General features: G+C 31.2%; 15 protein-coding genes and 1 tRNA gene. All 16 read right to left on the bottom strand.

The window, feature by feature from the left end; genetic code table 11:
* Positions 1–2: 2 nt before the first annotated feature.
* Positions 3–1,148: a glycosyltransferase gene (locus IQ05_RS11295; RefSeq protein ID WP_144893024.1), complete on the bottom strand. Its 1,146-nt coding sequence runs from the start codon at positions 1,146–1,148 to the stop codon at positions 3–5.
* Complete coding sequence (locus tag IQ05_RS11290; protein ID WP_144893022.1) at positions 1,145–2,296, bottom strand: glycosyltransferase; 1,152 nt, start codon at positions 2,294–2,296, stop codon at positions 1,145–1,147. The genes IQ05_RS11295 and IQ05_RS11290 overlap by 4 nt, the downstream gene beginning before the upstream one ends.
* A gap of 79 nt (positions 2,297–2,375) precedes the next feature.
* On the bottom strand, positions 2,376–3,407 hold the full coding sequence (locus IQ05_RS11285) for an acyltransferase family protein (RefSeq protein ID WP_158634589.1): 1,032 nt from the start codon (positions 3,405–3,407) through the stop codon (positions 2,376–2,378).
* 1 nt (position 3,408) lies between these two features.
* Positions 3,409–4,194 (bottom strand): glycosyltransferase family 2 protein, encoded by a 786-nt coding sequence (locus IQ05_RS11280; RefSeq protein WP_144893018.1) that lies wholly within the window; start codon positions 4,192–4,194, stop codon positions 3,409–3,411.
* Positions 4,191–5,051 carry a glycosyltransferase family 2 protein gene (locus tag IQ05_RS11275; RefSeq protein WP_144893015.1) on the bottom strand — a complete coding sequence of 287 codons (861 nt, stop codon included), beginning with the start codon at positions 5,049–5,051 and terminating at the stop codon, positions 4,191–4,193. Before IQ05_RS11275 ends, IQ05_RS11280 begins: the two co-directional genes overlap by 4 nt.
* Positions 5,048–5,890 carry a glycosyltransferase family 2 protein gene (locus tag IQ05_RS11270; RefSeq protein WP_144893013.1) on the bottom strand — a complete coding sequence of 281 codons (843 nt, stop codon included), beginning with the start codon at positions 5,888–5,890 and terminating at the stop codon, positions 5,048–5,050. The genes IQ05_RS11275 and IQ05_RS11270 overlap by 4 nt, the downstream gene beginning before the upstream one ends.
* Positions 5,891–5,909: 19 nt before the next feature.
* Positions 5,910–6,857, bottom strand: coding sequence for a glycosyltransferase family 2 protein (locus IQ05_RS11265; protein WP_144893011.1), 948 nt, complete (start codon positions 6,855–6,857; stop codon positions 5,910–5,912).
* Entirely contained in the window at positions 6,857–7,765 is a 909-nt protein-coding gene (locus IQ05_RS11260; protein ID WP_144893009.1) for a glycosyltransferase family A protein, read from the bottom strand. The genes IQ05_RS11265 and IQ05_RS11260 overlap by 1 nt, the downstream gene beginning before the upstream one ends.
* Positions 7,759–8,613: a glycosyltransferase gene (locus IQ05_RS11255; protein WP_144893007.1), complete on the bottom strand. Its 855-nt coding sequence runs from the start codon at positions 8,611–8,613 to the stop codon at positions 7,759–7,761. Before IQ05_RS11255 ends, IQ05_RS11260 begins: the two co-directional genes overlap by 7 nt.
* On the bottom strand, positions 8,613–9,590 hold the full coding sequence (locus IQ05_RS11250) for a glycosyltransferase family 2 protein (protein WP_144893005.1): 978 nt from the start codon (positions 9,588–9,590) through the stop codon (positions 8,613–8,615). Before IQ05_RS11250 ends, IQ05_RS11255 begins: the two co-directional genes overlap by 1 nt.
* Before the next feature lie 27 nt (positions 9,591–9,617).
* Positions 9,618–10,469 carry a glycosyltransferase family 2 protein gene (locus tag IQ05_RS11245; protein ID WP_244289568.1) on the bottom strand — a complete coding sequence of 284 codons (852 nt, stop codon included), beginning with the start codon at positions 10,467–10,469 and terminating at the stop codon, positions 9,618–9,620.
* Positions 10,448–11,194, bottom strand: coding sequence for a class I SAM-dependent methyltransferase (locus IQ05_RS11240; RefSeq protein ID WP_144893001.1), 747 nt, complete (start codon positions 11,192–11,194; stop codon positions 10,448–10,450). The genes IQ05_RS11245 and IQ05_RS11240 overlap by 22 nt, the downstream gene beginning before the upstream one ends.
* Positions 11,163–12,413 (bottom strand): ABC transporter ATP-binding protein, encoded by a 1,251-nt coding sequence (locus tag IQ05_RS11235; RefSeq protein WP_144892999.1) that lies wholly within the window; start codon positions 12,411–12,413, stop codon positions 11,163–11,165. The genes IQ05_RS11240 and IQ05_RS11235 overlap by 32 nt, the downstream gene beginning before the upstream one ends.
* Before the next feature lie 197 nt (positions 12,414–12,610).
* Positions 12,611–13,480, bottom strand: coding sequence for an ABC transporter permease (locus tag IQ05_RS11230; protein ID WP_144892997.1), 870 nt, complete (start codon positions 13,478–13,480; stop codon positions 12,611–12,613).
* A 218-nt stretch (positions 13,481–13,698) separates the two neighbouring features.
* Entirely contained in the window at positions 13,699–14,175 is a 477-nt protein-coding gene (locus IQ05_RS11225) for a hypothetical protein (protein WP_144892995.1), read from the bottom strand.
* 140 nt (positions 14,176–14,315) lie between these two features.
* A tRNA-Leu gene (locus IQ05_RS11220) sits at positions 14,316–14,401 on the bottom strand.
* Positions 14,402–14,450: the final 49 nt, after the last annotated feature.

The raw sequence follows: 14,450 nt of genomic DNA, 5'->3' as shown, positions 1-14,450 counted from the left end.
AGCTAAACCGTAATTGAGTCGTACAAATGTACTATTTGTGATTGCAATACTGCTCTATCATAGTTTTTAGTACAAAAGGCAACATTGTATTCTTGTGCTTTTTCCCTGAGGGCAGTGTGCTGCAAAGAATTTGTTATATGATGCGCAATCTCCGTAACATCCAACGGATTTTCAATCAAAAGCCCATTTTTTTGATGTTCTATAATTTCAGAGGTAGCTCCGCCAGGATTAGACTGAATAGGAAAAGCGCCCATACCCATAGCCTCAAGTAAACTATTGGGCATACCATCTGACAGGCTGTTACCAAGGTACAATATGCTTTGCCCCATTTGTTTCAACAGAATTTCATTTGGCACAAATTGATTCCTGAGTTGTATTTCAACGTCGTAGTTTTGGAGTTTTTTTGAATTTTTAAAAAACGCCTCCACAACAGCATCAGCACTAAAAACAATAATTTTTTTATCCGAAAGCAACACAGGATCAACCAGTTCTAGTGCTTTACCTATTTCCAGTGCTTTCCCTACCTCATCATCATATCCTTTTATAATAATGCAGTTTCTTTTGTGCCAAGGCAGTATCTCTCTTTTAGGATATGCAATTCCACCATTTCCAGGATAGACTCCTAGAAAAATATTTCGAAACTGATTTTGTAGTGCAAGCGTGTAATCTCTAAGGCAATCCGTGATTAAATAATCCACTCGTTTTAAAAAGCGATGCACGTTTTGTGATGACAGACCCATTTCTTTATGATAAAACAAATCACTCCCCCAGGAACTATAAATCAAGGGAATATGGGAATATTTTTCCATTACTTCAAGAATAGGTATTCCAGCAAGTTGCATTTCAAAACACTGCACTACATCAGGTTTGATTTGCTGCAACTGTTTTTCAAAAACTTCAGCAAGCTTGCGTTCATTAATTTTTTGAATTAGGCTATACCCTTTCGGGAATCGAGACTTGATGAAATGTCTCAATGGAAAATCCCACCTCAACTTCCAACCTTTAATTTGGTGTACCCATTGAATTTTCTCAACTAAACCTCCTCCATCAGTACTATCAAACCAAAATACTTCATACCCACTATCTTTCAATTGGTTTACCCATTGAAAAAAATGATGATTGGGAATGGCTACCATGAGTATTTTCATGAGGTAAAAACTTTGTCTAAAACTCGTAAATATTGATCTGATATTATTTTTTGAGAAAAATAATTTTGATATTTAAGCCTATTTAAAAATCTAATTTCCAAGATTTCTTCAGGAGTCAAACTTTGAAGTCTATTTACCAAATCTAAAAAAGTACTTTCAGAACGAATATCAAACCAAAAATCATTTTTTGTGCTTTTCATTCGTTCCTCCATTGCACCAACTCTTGTTGAAAAAATAATTTTTCCAGCAGCCATTGCTTCAATCCCTACTAATGGACCGGCTTCTTCCATTGAAGGAATAATCAAAACATCGATTTCATCAAAAAAATCAACTATTCCTTTTTGAGAAATCTCTCCTAAAAGCACACAATCCCCTGACATAGAATTTTTAACATTTTTCAATAGTGGACCCGAGCCTGCAATTATCAATTTTGCATCTAATTCTTTAAATATATTTACTAATTCAATAATTCCTTTTTCACTTGAAAATCTTCCCAAATATCCATAAGTAATTTCATTTCTATTGTAAATAGGTATATGTAGTAGTTCCGTCTCCATTAGAGTTGTTTGATCCAAAAAAACAATATTATTATTTGAACTAGTAATAAATTTGCTTAGATAACTTTTTGAATGAATCAATATGGATGAAACTTTCGGCAACAGCAACATTAAACCGTCATTAATCAACTTAATTTCACCTGTTGATCTTATAATAATTGGTTTATTCATTCTATCACAATAAGAAATTATTTCATTTAATAAACTTGATTCTAATACACCATTAAACATTACAATATCAGCATTTGAAATCTCTCTTCTAACTATGTTCCGTTTTTTATCCTCTAATGAAAAAAAGAAATTACTCAATTTGTTGTTTACAAAATAATAATTTGGCTGCTTAGAGTTATTATATGCTCTACTTAATTTACTAAATATTTTAATCATTAAATTAGAGCGGTAAATTTCCTTAAAAACATTACTTGAAATACAATGAAGATCTTTTACAGCCATAGAGTCAGATGACATATTTAGTAAAGAAAAAACCCTAATATCATAATTTTTAATTAATGCTTCTATAATATTACGAACTTCTATTTCACGCCCTCCAAAATTATTTATCAAACCAATAATTAGAACTTTTTTTTTCATTTATATAGTGTTACTAAAAATTATCGATGTGTTGGCTAAAACGATATTTTTCAAATTAGCCTTCTAGCTATATATTGGTTTACTTTAAAATACGATTTTCCTTTAACAGCAATGCCTTTTTCTCTATACCATGCCAAGAAAGAAATCCCAAAATAATTGAAATTAAAATAGAAAACGCCATCAAAGAATACACTTTGGGTTTAAAGAGATGCACCAACACCTGCTGCACCGGAAAGCTGTAAATATAAATCCCATACGATAAGTCTCCATATTTCCCAAATGTACTAAAAAAACGTAGGGGAATAAATCCTAACGATAAAACTACAACCGGAAAAACGAAATGTTTTACAGTGCTATAAACCTCAAAGTAAATGGCTAAAAGTAGTATTACAACACTAATAAACAGTATCACAACAGAAACCTTTTTTTCAAATTGAATAGAAGCCAGCAAACTCCCCATGACAAAAAAAGTTCCTAAATTAAAAAAGTGATATCCTTGCAGGTATAACAATTGCATTCCTGCCACCCGTTCTAAAAAAAAAGTATAAACAAAATAGAGCAGTACCATCACAACCGCAAGTAGAACTGAAATCAATTTTTGATACGCTCGAAAATAAAATAATAGTGCAATCAATACATACAAACTAAACTCATATTGTATGGTCCAAAGTGACCCATTGATGGCGTGGTAAGAATTAGTATCAAAAACACCTTTTACTGTAGATTGAAAACCGTACAACGTCATGTTTCTAGGAACATAGGTATAATAATCGCATTGTGTAAATATCGTAAAGCCTTTAACATGAAGGAACGGAATCAAGAGCAGTGTAACACATAATACGCCAAGCAAACCGGGAAAAATACGTAGAATTCTGTTCTTAAAATACGTTTTTAAACTACTCGCCCGCTGTAAACTTATAAAAATAAAATACCCACTAATAACAAAGAATCCACTTAAACCTATTTGAGAAAAAGACAGTTGTCCCGCAGTAATTTGCCACATCCATTCTTCTGATTCTGGCGTTCCTGATAAGGCGTAAGAGTGCGTTATGACTACAAATAAGGCAAATAGAAATCGTAGAAAATCAAAATTGTTTACGTTTGCTTTCAATTTACTCCATTTTTTTAGGTTTATTACTCCAGAAACGCAATAAAAAAAACAACTTCAAAAAAGTGTACTTTATACTTAGAAAAAAAGATGTGGCACTGGACCACAAACTCCCTAAGAAACTTTTAAAAATCGATTTAAATGTAACATCCTCTCCCCACAATTGATAATTCCCAACCACATCATTTCGGAATCTAAAAAATAACTGTTTGGGTGTTCGTTTGATTTCGTAGGCAAAAACAACAGGAGCAAACTCAATGTCATAGCCTGCTTTCAAAACCCGTTTGGTCCATTCCTTATCCTCAAAAGTAGCTACATCTTCTCTAAAAGGATGTTGTTCCCAGACCGCTTTGCTAAAAGCTGATCCTGCAAAAATTAATCCTGACTTATTAGGATCAACCGAGGCAGAGATAGCGTTGATATAATTTCTATAATCATTGGGTTGATGCAAACATCTTACTCCTGCTAAATTAGGATTTTGGTCAAATTGATTTTGAATAACCTTAAAAAAATCAGTACTTACAGGGTAGGAATGCGCACTAAAAATAACAATGATATCATTTTTAGCTTCAGAAGCACATACATTGGCACTACCGCCAAAACTAAAATTGGTAATCGTTACAAATCGAGCTCCAAAATGCGCTGCTACTGTTTCACTCTCATCAGTCGAGAGATTATCTACAACAATAATCTCATTAAAATCCGTGTAATAACGATTTGTTAAGTTTTTTAACAAAAAAGACAAAGCAGGAGCTTGATTTTTATTTCTAATGACTACTGATATGTTCATGTCTTTTTTGATTTTAAGATCAATTTTGTTAACCATCGGTAGGGTTGTAAAATTAATTTTCCAATTTTATATTCTTGACTGTTTTTATAGGTATCATGACCTGTACGTTGAACTTTTAATTCAAAGAATAGCACTTCCATACAATTCTCAAAATTACGGATGTACAACTCTTTATGCTTGATAAATAAAAATTGTTTGACCTCTTCTGCATGATGTTGGATTGTATTAGTCAGCATTGACTTCTTAGCCTTTCGGTAATAAAATAAAAATTCAGGAATTATTTTGTACGTCCATCCTTGTTTGGTACAACTTAGCCAAAAGTCCCAATCTTCAAATCCTCTTTTCATTGTTTCATCATATCCGCCTACTTGTTCCCAGCACATTTTTCTGAACAAAGAAGTGGCTACTAATTGATTCACAAACAGTAACGAAGTTACATTATCTCCAATAGGTTTCAATTGATTAACAATGTTATTTGTAGTACCCGAGAAAAAAGCACTATAGCAACTTACTATTCCTATTGCTGGGTGATCCCTCAAAACGGGAACTGTTTTGTTTAAATAGTCTGGATGCAATACATCATCAGCATCTAGCGGTAAAATAAATTCTCCCTTGCTATGTTTTATTCCAGTATTACGAGCACTAGACAAACCTGCGTTGTCTTGATATACATACTTAAACCGGGTGTCTTTAGCACACCATTCATGTCCAACAATTGCTGTATTATCAGGACTACCATCATTAACAATAATACACTCCCAATTGATATAGCTTTGGTCTAAAACCGATTGCAAGGAATCTTTTAAAAAATGAGCCTGTTGAAAACAAGGGACAATTATGGAAACTAATGGACTCATCTGGATACTATTTTTTTCAAAAACCGCAGTGGAGCAAGTACTAGTAACCCTATTTGAAACTCTCTAGACTCTTTGGCATTCCTTAAACTATTTCGCAAAATTGAATTTTGACGCAGCAAAGCACTTGCATAAAATTCATAATGAGTCTGATACATTTCTTTATGCTTATTAAAAATATACATGCGTAACTCATAATCATGATGTACAATTGCAGTGCGGTCCCGCGAAGTATTCTTAATTCGGTAGTGAGACAATATTTCGGGAATAATATGCATACGCCAATTATTTTTAGTGATAGCAAGCCAAAACTCCCAATCTTCATAACCTGCTTTCATGTTTTCATCAAATCCACCCACCTTTTCCCAGCATTCTTTTCTAAACATAGCGCTTGCTCTACCATTGTTAATGAACAAAAAATCAGTCATACCTCCACCTAAAGGTCTTACAATAGAGATTGTTTTTTTTTCTGAAAAAGTCCTACAGTAAGAACTAACTACTCCAATAGTGACATCAGTATCTAAAATTTGTATGGCTTTTTCAATAAAATTAGGTTCGTAATAATCATCGGCATCAAGATTAACAATATAGTCTGTTTGCGCTAAACTAATAGCATGATTTCTTGCAACACTAACACCTTGATTTTCTTGGCAAACAAGGTAAACCAATGGATTATTAATTGTAGCTAATTCTTTTTTTGTTTCTGCCTGTGAACCATCATCAACAATGATTATCTTTTCTGGCAATACTGTTTGATTGTATATAGATTCTAATGCTTCCATAATGTATGCCCCGTCATTATAACAGGGTATGATTACGGTAACATTACTAGATGGTTTCATCTTTTTATATTGCTTTTAATTATTTAAACAAAAATGGAAAAAGCATTTGTCTATACCTAATTATTGGAAAGTATTTAATGCTATAAATTTTAAAAAGTAATTGTGGTTGCAAGAAAAAGAATTTTCCCCATGAAGTTATATCTTGATACAATTTATTTTTTTGCTGGTATTTAAGCATCCAAATCCATTTCAAGACATCATCTATAATAACATTACTAACTTGATTTTTACTACACCAAATAGCTACAGCTTCGTGCATTTTTATATTATATATTTTATACAATGCTGTATTATCAAAAATATTTGTATCATGAACACCACGAATAGCTACCGCTTTATTAATAATTCCTGTTATTAAATTGCATTTTATAGCCATTTTCCAAAATAGTTCAGTGTCTTCTGCTACTACCAAACTTTCATTAAATAAACCTGTAACTTCCAAAACACATTTCTTAATAGTTAATCCATTAATATGAAAATGACCGTATTTACCATACAATAAGTTTTTAAACAAATCTTTTGGAGCTACTTTTTGTCTAACTGTATAAAGTTGATCCGTTTCTAATTCCATTGCCGTTGCTTCTCTATAAAAATGATATCCCACAGCATTATATACTCCATCACAATTAGAATTTGTTTCGAATATTATAAAATCATTTGCAAAACGATTGGGTAAATAATAATCATCTGCATCTAAAAAAGCAATGTAAGCGCCGGAGGATTTTTGTATTCCTAAATTGCGCGTGGCAGAGCGCCCTTTGTTAACGCCATTCGTGTGCTGAAACAGTTTAATTCTATTATCTATTTTTTGTAATTGTGAAACTAAAGATAAGGTTGCATCAGTGCTTCCATCATCTACAACGATTACTTCAAATACTTCATGTTGATCCAATACCGAAAGTATCGCTTTTTCAATAAAACGAGCTACATTGAAGGTAGGGATAATTACACTTAAATTGAATACCATTATTGTGTTTTTTTAAATTTGGCAATAATCACTCTTCTAATAAACTTTGCTAAAGCATAAAAAGAGCCATTTTGAACTAATTTCTGAACGATCAAAAAGAATAATTCAAAGTTCAATCGCTGTTGGGCAATAGCAGTAATTCCAAATTCTAAAATCAGCTTTTGCTTTTGAAAATGGGTAAACTTCAAAACATGAGCTTTAATCAGTTTTTCAAAAAATAAAAATTTTGCTTTATCTTTAACTTCAAGATTATTCTGCATCCCAGAAATATTTAGGTCTGAAAAACGAAATACAACAACCGCATCATTTATACTAAAGATCTTTGAATTCCCTGAGAATTCAATCCAAGCCATGTCGTCAGCATACCACGCCAAAGGAAAATCATTAAACTTATAATTTAAATAACTTTCTCTTCTGAAAATATATTCAGAAAGTGAACTCATTGTCAAAAACTGAAACTTTCTAAAATAAGAATCCGATGCTTTTTCCCAAATGGGATGGGTATAGATTTTAGTAAACTCCTTTTTATCTTGATTATAAATTTTTGAAGCAAGTCGAATTACGTTGGTTTTGTTTTTTAAATTATTTAGATTTTTATAGAAATATTCAACCACATTGTGATCCAAATAATCATCGTCTCCAAGTACCATTATCCAAGGTTCGTCATGACTCAGAGCAATACAACGCTCCCATTGTTTAGTTAATGAAATTGAACCTAAATTTTCTTCAAATCGGTGATAGGTAAAATCAAATTTTCCTTTGTATCTATCTAGCAAACAATTTGGTCTTTCAATACTAGCATCATCGCCAATATATACTTTAAAACGCTTATCAGTTTGTTTGGATAATGAATCCAAGGTTTCATCAAAAAAAGTAATTTTGTAGTATGGAATAACAATGCCTAACATTGTTTTTTATTTAATATAGTTTTCCAAAACTCAATATGATATTTTGCTTTTGGTTTTAATTTAAACATTTCGAACCACCAATAAATTGCGTCCCAATGTAATTTATGTTCAATTAACTTTGCAATAAAAATTTGACCAAATTTAAATTCAGTCTTTCTTAATTGTTCATATTTATATTCAGAATTTAATACTATTGGTAAATAATTTTTATACAGTTTATGAAATGAACTGGCCGATTCATACCATGCTTTATTTAAACTACCTTCTGAAAAATGTTCTAATAATATCTTACTAGTCACTAATACTTTTTTATTAAGCATATTATGCTTTAATGAAAGGTAAATATCATAATTATGAAAACCTGTCAATCTTTGATCAAAATTAATGCGATCATCTCTTCGCATCACCATAAAAACACCATCAATTGCAGCAACTTCAACAGTATCTGAATTATCAAAACCTTCACACCAGAGTTCTTTTGGTTTATTTTTGTAATGCTGTACCAATCTTAATGTGTTTTTCCCTCCATCCCACCAAGCTGAAGGCATTTTTGTTTTAATTTCGCCACCAGCTATACCCAATAACCCTGCTCCAGGATTCTCTAAAAAAATTTCTTCTATTACGTTGCCCCAATTTCTAGTTTGTATTAAAACATCGTCATGAATAAAACACAAGAAATCCCCAATACTTTTTACAATTCCTAAATTGTAAGCTTCGAAAATGGAATATTTGTTTTCTGAATTGTTTACAACAATCAATTCATTTTTGCAGCCTACCGTGTTTTTAATATTTTCAACAAAAGAGTCATTAATTGTTTTTGTTCGAGAACATATAATAATAGAAATCATTAGCTATAAATAAATTTAAAAATTTTATTTAACTTCATTTTCATTTTTTTCTTAAGGTTTAATGAACTCATTAGTGATCGTTTTATATTTTTTTGATTATCTCTAAAAAAACTCAAAGCTATCTCATATTTTAAATCCTTTATAATCTGATTATTCGTTTTGATAATAAATAATAGGTTTTTAGGTTTTTCTTTTGAGAAAAAAGAAATCAACTTAATTCTCATCTTGATAACCCGCAAAATAATTAAACGTATATTTTCAGTTTGCACAGAGTTCGCAATTGAACTTTTTTTATGATATCTGAAATTATTTAGGTACTCTGAAATAAATGCAGTTTTATGATTTGAAAGCAATTTTAAATAAAATAACCAATCACCACTATACTTTAAAATTGGATCAAGATCTAAGTTTCCTAATTGCACCACCCTGCTTTTTTTAAAGACAACACCACTGGCATTTGGAATAACATTCTTATAAATCAAGAATTTCTCTATAAATTCATTCCCACCCATTACAAAATTGTTCAAAAACAATTCAGTATCCAAATCATTAGTATGGTTGAGCCAACTTCCTGTAATTTTGCCCATTTCATCAACTCTATTGGATTGGCAATATGACAAAACGACTTCTTTATCGTCTAACATAGGTTTAACAACTTCCTCTAAAAAATTTATTTCACAAAAATCATCTGATTCTGCAATCCAAATATACTCTCCTTTAGCTAATTGAAGTCCTTTACTCCACTGTACAAAGGTATTACCTGAATTATCTTCATTAAAAACACAATGACTCACTTTAGGATGCTGAGCATATTCTAATAGTATAGTCTGACTATTATCAGTACTGCAATCATCCAATAAAATAACTTCATAATTAGTATAACTTTGTTTAAATATACTGTCTAACCTTTGAACTAAGTATTTTTCATGGTTGTAATTAGGGACAATTATAGAAACTAAAGGCTTGTAAAAGTTCATTTTTTATAATTTAAATTAAAAATATTGCTAAAGATTAAAAAGTTTAATTTTAAATACTTTAAAAAATAAAGCATTTAAAAGTATTTTTTCACTTTTAAAATCAAATTCTAATTTTTGTATTTTCCTTACTAAAAGATTATTTTCTTTAACAACATCATCATAATTTGACAATACAAAGTCTAAATGCTTACTATGAACATAATTTTCTGAGAAAATTCTTTGGTTCACATTGAGACTTCTTATCATTGATTCTTTTTTTATCCGGTAATAAAAGCCCAAATAATCTAAACACTTAACTTCTCCTCCTTTTTTTAAAATTGCTATCCAAAAATCCCAATCCTCTAATCCATATATAAGTTGCTCATCATAACCACCCACTCTAGTCCAATCAGATTTTCTAAACATGGCACAACAAAAAATCACATTCCATCGTACCAAAATCGTACGAGAAAAATCAGGCAATAGCCAAAGGCCTTCTTCTTCTCCAAACTTTTCGACTTTACAATAAACTACTTTTAAATTAGTATCTATCTCAAAAGCCTGTATAGAAAGATTCAAATAATCTCTTCCTATCTTATCATCAGCATCTAATGGTAAAATATACGTTCCATTAGCAATTTCAATTCCTGCATTCCTTGCACTACTCAAACCACCATTTTCTTTATAAATATATTTAAATCGAGAATCTTTCTTAGTCCATTCTTTTGCAATAACATCAGTGTTATCTGGACTGCCATCATTCACAATTATACATTCCCAATTGCTATAGGTTTGGTCAAGTACTGATTGCAACGCTTCATCAAGATATTGCGCCTGGTAGTAACACGGAACAATAACACTTACTAAAATAGTATTAATCATTTTTTTTGAAATAACCATAATTGATAAATTTCAATATCTGGAACATTGAACATAGGTGGAATTCCAAATCTTTCTAAACGAAGTGTTGAGAAATGTTTCTTCAATACCAACTCTTCCAATTCCTTTTCAGTAATCCAATCTTCTACAGGTTGATTTGGACCTATATAAGCTTTCCATTGCTCTTCGACTTCTTTTCTTGGCGTAGTAATAATTAGAAATCCTTTTTCATTTAATAATTTACTGATATCTTCAATAAAAGATTCTTTACTATGATCGGGGATGTGTTCGATAACCTCAGAGGTGACGATTAAATCATACTTTTTAAAATTTTTTCCTCTGATTAAGGTTTTAGATGTACCACAAATAAATTTAATATTTGGAAACATTGTTCTAGAATATCCAACAACTGACTTAACCGGCTCAACACCAACAACATTCCCATAATTAGCAAGTAAATTTGTTAACCACCCTCTACCACTACCTAAATCTAAAATATCAACATTTTCATCATCTTTTTTTATGTTACTCAAAAAATCTTTTATAATCTCCCACCTTAAAACTTCTTCCTCATTAGGCTTAGGAGTGTTCCAATGTTCATTTTCAATAAATAATTTTTTATAAAAATTAGACTCTTTTTGTTTTTCTGATACAAAATGGTATTTGATTTTTCTTAAATATTTCTTTATTGTTTTTTTCATGCTATTTACAAATCTAACTATTATACTCCCAATTAATATTTTCATGAAAAACCTTGTTGATTTTAAAATTTAAACTATTTATAACTTCATATTCAAACGACTCTAAAATATTGAATTTAATTGCTTCATAAACTATTTCCAAATCTGTTGTTGAGTCTCCTAAAAATAAATCAATTTTATATATACCAGGAAAAAGATTTAATTCTTTTATAAAAATAGAAACGTAACCTTTATACACATCTTGTTGATTAATTTTATCAGATTGATAATGTCTATTATTGACTCCTATTAACTCAACGTCGTTTATATCTTTTACAACTAATCCCAAAACTAAATTTTTTATTAAATTTTTAGATTCAAAAAAAACATCTAATTTAAAATCTGATTTGTATTTGATGGAGTTATTGGATGTATGAAGTAATGCTCGTTTTATAATATTGTCTCCAATATACTCTGTTTCAATCTCAATACTATTATTTAATTGATACGCATCCAAAGCCCCATCAATACCACCATCAAATTTAACTTTCCCATGCTCCATTACAATTCCCCTTGTACACAAACTTTTGACTGCCGCCATATTATGACTAACAAACAAAACCGTTCGGCCACCAGTTTTAGAAATGTCTTGCATTTTGCCAATGGCTTTTTTTTGGAATTCGGCATCACCTACTGCTAAGACTTCGTCGACAATCAAAATTTCAGGCTCTAAAAATGCTGCTACTGCAAAAGCCAAACGTACGTACATCCCACTGCTGTAACGTTTTACAGGAGTATCAATATACCGCTGGCAACCTGAAAATTCAATTATTTCATCTAACTTGGAGGTAATCTCTTTTTTAGTCATTCCTAAAATAGCACCATTCAAATAGATGTTTTCGCGTCCGGTCATTTCTCCATTAAAACCAGTTCCAACCTCCAATAATGAAGCTACACGACCGCCAAACTTGATGCTCCCGGTTGTTGGTGCCGTTACACGTGATAAAATTTTCAATAAGGTCGATTTTCCAGCGCCATTTTTACCAATAATACCAATTACTTCACCGCGCTCAATTTCAAAATTAATATCCTGGAGCGCCCAAACATAATCACTCTCTGCTTTGGTCGAACGGTCATTGGTATCCCCAATTTTCAAATAAGGATCTTCCTTACCACGAATTTGGTGCCACCAACGATTCAAATCATGAACCAATGAACCCGTTCCAACAGTACCCAAACGGTATTGCTTTGAAATATTTTCTACTTTTAATATAATGTCTTTCATTTTTCTTTCCAGAGATAAATCTTATGTGGTGAATTGCAAATGATGAATGATCCCTATTTACTTCTCCTTTTTACAGTTCACCCTTCTTTGCCCACTATTAACTGTTATCTATTTAATTCTAATTATCGGATTCATCTTTCTCGCTGCATACTTACAACTAGCTGTATACTGAAACTGCACACTATTCACTGCTCACTTTATACGGTATCAATAAACTTTTTCTCTGTATGATTGAACAATAACAATCCAATAAATAAAACTGCGATAGAAAAGAATAACGTATATACTATTCCCCAAAAAGGGAATGCTCCTGTACTGAGAAGCATATAACGTGTTGCTTCAATGCAATATGCCAAAGGGTTATATTGTACAAGCCAAGCATATTTTGGCATTTTAACAGCAATTAAATCCAGCGGAAAAAATACGGCAGAAATATACATCAACAATTGTATACCAAAACCAATTAAATACGTTAAGTCTCTATACTTAGTAACAAGTGCAGAAATAATCATTCCAAAACCCAAACCTAAAATTCCCAAGAGAATAACGACAAGAGGAAAAAAGTAGGTCCATGAATTGAAAGATACTAAAGCATCTTGACTGTAGTAATAAATAAAAAAACAAAGAAAAATAAAGAGTTGGATAAAAAATTTGATCAAATTAGATAGGACGACAGTCAAAGGAGCTATGATCCGTGGAAAATAAACTTTACCAAAAATTCCAGCATTTGAGGCAAAAGTATTAGAAGTACCATTCAAACAAGCAGTAAAATAATTCCAAACAGTTATACTAGCAAGATTAAACAGAAATGGAGGAACAGATCCTGTACTTATTCCTGCTAAATTATTAAAAACAATAGTAAAAGTTAGACTAGTTAACAAGGGCTGAATGAAATACCATAAAGGCCCTAAAATAGTTTGCTTATAAACCGTCACAATATCTCTTTTTACAAAGAGAAACAAAAGATCACGATATACCCACACTTCTTTGAGATGCAGTGAGAAAAATTTATTTTTTGGTGTTATTTCAAACAACCACGTGGCATTGGTTGATTCTTTCAAATTCATTGTAGGAAAAGAATTAAAGTAGGAAAAAAAATATTGGGACAATATCATAAAAAAAAAGGCACATAATAATTCAAATGTCAATTCCCTTAAAAAAACGAATAAAAAATTAACTTGTAAAGTGTACTAGCTTCACAAAAAGGGAAATTAAAAATGAAGAAATAATGATTTCAATCGAGTGTCATCTATTAGAAATCAATCAACGTGAACTCTATTAAAAACTACTTACAATCTACAACTGAAAATTTAAATTTAACTCGATCAAAATCTATAGGCTCTCCTTTTACAAAATAAGTAGCACCCATGGTCGTTTGCATTTTACCATTACCTAGCACTAACGAATCACCACGTTTTAAAAAAGCCATTGGATTTTTAAAAGTAACTTTTGTATTATCTCCTTCAATAAAAGTATAACTTACAAAAATAGTATCGCCACTCGTATTACCAGATACAGTACCTTTTTTTACTGCAGCATTGTTAAAACTCATCACCATATCCCCACTAATCTTCCCATCTTTTAATGAGTTCAGTTGTAAAGTTATAGAATCTTTATCATAAATAGACTTGTAACAGGTAACAGAAATAGGTTTTTCTTGTTTAGCTGCATCATTATTAAGTTTCTTCTCAGATGTTGAGTTTTGACAGCTTTGTAAACCAATACAAGCAAACAGAAAACTCCCAATGATATATTTTTTCATAATAATTTGTTTTTTTTTTAATAGCTTAGCTAAAATACGAATAAAATAAAGAATGAAGGATATAAAAGGAAAAGATATCAATTAATACCAAATTCTCTAAACAAAAAAACTCCAACACGACTGTGTTGGAGTTTCTAAAGTACTCAGAGCGGGACTTGAACCCGCACGAACATTGCTGTTCACTGGATTTTAAGTCCAGCGTGTCTACCAATTTCACCATCCGAGCGATGTTGTGGTACCTCCAGGGATCGAACCAGGGACACATGGATTTTCAG

Source organism: Flavobacterium tiangeerense, assembly GCF_007830355.1.
Taxonomy (GTDB): domain Bacteria; phylum Bacteroidota; class Bacteroidia; order Flavobacteriales; family Flavobacteriaceae; genus Flavobacterium; species Flavobacterium tiangeerense.
Note: the sequence above shows the minus strand (reverse complement) of the source record. Positions and strands in the feature narration are given on the sequence as shown.